Genomic DNA, 3,947 nt, shown 5'->3' on the forward strand with positions numbered 1-3,947 from the left:
GGGAGCCATTTCCCGATTAGGCCTGTATTTCAAAATAAAATTGCTTAAAATCGTTGATAACACTTGACTTAGAGTAGAAAAAGCTCAATTTAAAACTAATCATGCTTACCAGCTAATTGCTCAAAAATTACCGGAAATGAAAAACTATCTTGATTCACTACTGGCAGTAAATCAAGATAGTTGGCATCTAAATATTGATTTTTAGATTAATTCTGCCCATCAAAATAATTTTAAAGAGGTAAAAAATATATTGGATATAGTCTTGGATTCATAGACATATGTATCAAAACTATTTATCTCGTTTTAAGTTTTTATTGTATCGCTTAAATAATACAGGATAATAATTATCAAAGTAATTCAATAAAGAAAGTAATTCAATAAAGGATGATGAGATGAATAAAAAAATATTTAGTTTGGATGGTAATCAATTAAAGACAATAGCTGTTATTTTCATGATTTTCGACCATGTTAATACCTATTTATTCAATCCTAGAAGGTAACAATATCTTAGTCACTTTGACAATTTTTTTAGGATTAATTTGGAGTTTAGAATTATTTAGAGAAAATAAAAAGCGCGGTGCTATTTACTTCTAACAATTATCTTAGGAATTTTTAGTTTACCTTTTGAAGGTGGATTATATCTTTTACCAGTTTTATTGATCTTCTATTTTGCTTATCATAAGCTGACAGTCGAATCAATTGGCATTTTTATTTGGCGTTTTTTGATTTTAATTAAAGCAATTCATAATGCTCAAGTCGCTAACATTAGTTTATATTCTTCACTAACCTTTGATAGTGAGTGGATGATGATTGCTGTCATCCCATTTATACTTCTTTACAATGGTAAGCGAGGCAAAAGAGTTTGCTAACTAAATATTTCTTCTATATTGTCTATCCAGCACATCTGTGGATTTTAATGATGCTTAAATATTGCTTATTAGGCTGAAAAATAGGATGATTGTAGTTTTTATATACAATCATCCTATTTTTAATTATTAATATAAAAATTCTATCCCGAATTACGAAGTCCTGAGGCCACACCATTAATAGTAATTGGAATGATACTTTGGAAGACGCCTTGAATTTCGTCTTCACGATCACGTTTGATCATTTCTAGTTGAATGTAGTTCAAAATATTAAAGTATGGCATTCTAGCTGCTAAACTGTTCTTCAAGTTTGGTGCATCCTTAAGTAGATCATCGTGTCCTTCAATTTGAAGAATGATTTGTCTAGTCAATTTCCATTCTTGATAAATAATGTCAAAAACTGCCTTTGTTTTTTCATTTTGACATAGTTCAGCATATTGCTTGGCAATTTCCATATTAGATTTTGATAAAACCATATCCACATTAGAAAGTAATGAATGGAAGAATGGCCAGCCTTGATACATCATCTGTAATTCTTTTAAATTACTTGGATCAGCATCGATAAAGTGTTTAAAGGCAGAACCTACACCATACCAGCCTGGGAGCATTACCCTACTTTGTGACCAAGAAAATACCCATGGAATAGCTCTTAAGCTTGAGAAGTCAGACAGTTTCTTTCTCGAAGCTGGACGTGAACCAATATTAAGATTTGAAATCTCTTTAATTGGTGTTGCTTGCAAGAAGTAATTTAAGAAGTTTGAATTCTCAAAGACTAATTTCTTATAAACTTCATTACTTTCAGTAACGATTTTATCCATTGATGAACGGAAATCTGCAATATGGTCTTCACTAACAATTTGTTTAGAAGTGATACGATCGACTGTGGCTGAAACTAGCATCTCTAAATTATAGTATGCAGTATCTTTATTGCCGTACTTGTTTTGAATAATTTCGCCTTGTTCAGTCATTCTAATACGATCATTGATTGACTTAAATGGCTGTGCGGTAATTGCTTCATAAGATGGACCACCACCACGACCGACAGTACCACCACGGCCATGCATATAAGTAATCTTAATGCCTAATTCTTCACCAATAGCAGTTAAATCTTTTTGAGCCTTGTAAAGATTCCAGCATGAAGCTAAGTAGCCACCATCTTTGTTAGAATCTGAGTAGCCTAACATTATTTCTTGATAATTGTGTTGAGAAGCAAGCCATTTCTTAACAATGCCTAAATTCAAGTATTCTTTAATGATATCACGTGCATTGTTTAAATCTTCAACGGTTTCAAATAAAGGTACAACTTGAATTCGAGCATTTTCGTTGTCGAGCAAGTCATACTCCTTGAGCATGATTGCTTGTTCCAACATATCTGAAACACTTTCAGTATGAGAAATAATATGTTGCTTGATCACATCTTCGCCTAAACGATCCTTAAGATCACGAGCAGTTTTGTAAATCTTCAATTCTTTTTGCAATAATTCTGATTTAGGCTTGTTATTTGAGTGCAAATTACGAGGATCATTATTCAATTCGTTAAGTAAAAGACTTACCTTCTCCTTTTCGCTTAAGTCGCTATAATGATCACAAATTTCTGCACTCTTAAGTAGTTCTGCAACACATGCTTCATTAACACTAGAATCTTGTCTCATATCGATTGTAGCTAAATGGAAGCCAAAAACATCAATTGCTTCTAAAATTTCAGTGAAGTAACTCTTGACTACTGCTTGATCGCGATTTTCCTCCAATGAACGCTTAATAACTTCTAGGTCTGCTTTAAATTCTTGCGCATCTTCATAAACAGGAATCTGATTTAAATGTTCAAGATCACGTTCTTTAAGGAAACTATGTTGATTAGTGATATTTAGTAATTTTTGTTCAGTACGAACCAAACGACTTTCAATATAGTAGAAAGCACGTCTGTATGGTTCATTAGTTCTGAATGGCGAATCATCATTTGATAATTCAGATAAATGCATCACTTCAGTTGAAGGCTTCATATAAGAAGTGGATAAAGAAATCGAACGATAAAGTTGATTGATTTGTTTGATGTAATATTCAAAAATGACTTGACTTTGAAGTGTTGCACTTAATTTCAAAGTATCTGCAGTAACATATGGATTACCATCTCGGTCGCCGCCGATCCACATCCCCATTGTAATAGGTGTAGCATTAGCAATATCCAAGCCATGCTTTTTAGCTAATTCCTTATAACGAGCAGTAAACTTAGTAATTGCAGGAATTAAGGACTTAGGATAGTAAGTCAATACGTTGGTAATTTCGTTGGATACCTTCAATTTATGGCCACGGATAATATCCGTTTGCATTAAAATTTCGATGCAAGCACGTAATTCTTCTGTCCATTCATCACGATTGATAATGCCATTTTTAACTTCACGATAACTACGCAAGAGAGTGTGAATCTTATCCGTTAATTCAAGCACAGTCTTTCTTTGAACTTGAGTTGGGTGTGCAGTTAAAACAGGTACTACATTTACCTTTTCCAAAATTTCTTTGGCATTCTTCTTTTGCGCAACAATATTAATAGTGTCGTTTAATTTCCCCAAGTAATCTTGATCAGTATTGTTCAATACATTAACTTTACTGGCTAATTCCACGTCTTCTGAAATATTAATCAAAAGTGGTAATGTAGCAAAATAACGAGCAACGACGATCATTTCACGATTATCTAAACTGGCGATTTGATCTTCAAGTTCTTGATAATTTTTATTTGCAGAAATCTTAATTAAATTTTGAATCTTAGTAAAAAGTTCTTTACCAATTAATTGTTCTGTAGATTCGTTAAGCAAGTCGGTTAAAATCTTAACTTCTTCAGTCACTACATTTACATCGCTGCTATTCTCTAATTTTTTAACAGTCATGTCCGAAATTCCTTTCTACTTTTACTAAGACTAAAATACCATGAAAAGTGTAAAAAATGAATTAAAAAAGGAAAGCAATTTCAGCTTTCCTTTTGATCTACTTTTAGTGCTTTTCAGTCAACTACCCTAGACTGAAGTCTAGGGCTTAGTGGCTCGTTAGCTTACGCTAACCAGAACACCAACTTGCTTAGATACGGAC

The 3,947-nt window shown here is 32.8% G+C and carries 1 protein-coding gene; it reads right to left on the bottom strand.

The window, feature by feature from the left end:
* Positions 1 to 1,009: 1,009 nt before the first annotated feature.
* Entirely contained in the window at positions 1,010 to 3,748 is a 2,739-nt protein-coding gene (ppc, locus tag JEM49_RS08295) for a phosphoenolpyruvate carboxylase (RefSeq protein ID WP_201874620.1), read from the bottom strand.
* Between the last annotated feature and the right edge of the window lie 199 nt (positions 3,749 to 3,947).

Origin of the sequence: Lactobacillus sp. A27 (assembly GCF_016742815.1) — a bacterium.
GTDB lineage: Bacteria > Bacillota > Bacilli > Lactobacillales > Lactobacillaceae > Lactobacillus > Lactobacillus gallinarum.